Below are 694 nucleotides of genomic sequence, written 5' to 3' on the forward strand. Positions count from 1 at the left end.
AACCTTACAGAAGATAAAATTTTAAGACTGTATCTGTCTTTGATTAAGGCAACCGTTAGGACCAATTTCTACCAAGCTAAACAAGGCGAAGCAAAGGCCTACATATCATTTAAATTATTACCACGCCTCATTCCTGATGTGCCACTGCCTGTACCGATGTTTGAAATATTTGTGTATTCGCCCCGAATTGAAGGCGTGCACTTACGGGGTGGCCGTGTTGCTCGTGGTGGCTTACGTTGGTCAGATCGAAATGAAGACTATAGAACGGAAGTCTTGGGTCTAGTAAAAGCTCAACAGGTAAAAAATTCAGTTATCGTGCCGGTTGGAGCCAAAGGCGGCTTTGTCGCAAAACAACTTCCGCAGAACGACAGAGATGCGTTTCTTAAAGAAGGTGTTGAATGCTACAAAATCTTTATTTCAGCATTGCTCGATGTCACCGACAATTTGGTCAAGCAAAAGGTGGTTCATCCAAAAAATACAGTTTGTCATGATGAAGATGACTATTACTTGGTTGTTGCCGCTGATAAAGGTACTGCGACATTCTCAGATATCGCAAATCAAATATCTTTGGATCGGGGGCATTGGCTAGGCGATGCATTTGCATCTGGTGGCAGCCAAGGCTACGACCACAAAAAAATGGGTATTACCGCNAGAGGCGCGTGGGTATCTGTTCAAAGATTATTTAAAGAGCTTG

General features: G+C 43.1%; 1 protein-coding gene. It reads left to right on the plus strand.

Annotated features, from left to right (window positions below; all coding sequences use genetic code 11):
* Nucleotides 1-694: NAD-glutamate dehydrogenase domain-containing protein (locus A3762_RS22250; RefSeq protein ID WP_197469494.1), on the plus strand; the 694-nt coding region annotated here is incomplete at both ends.

Source organism: Oleiphilus sp. HI0125, from assembly GCF_001635355.1.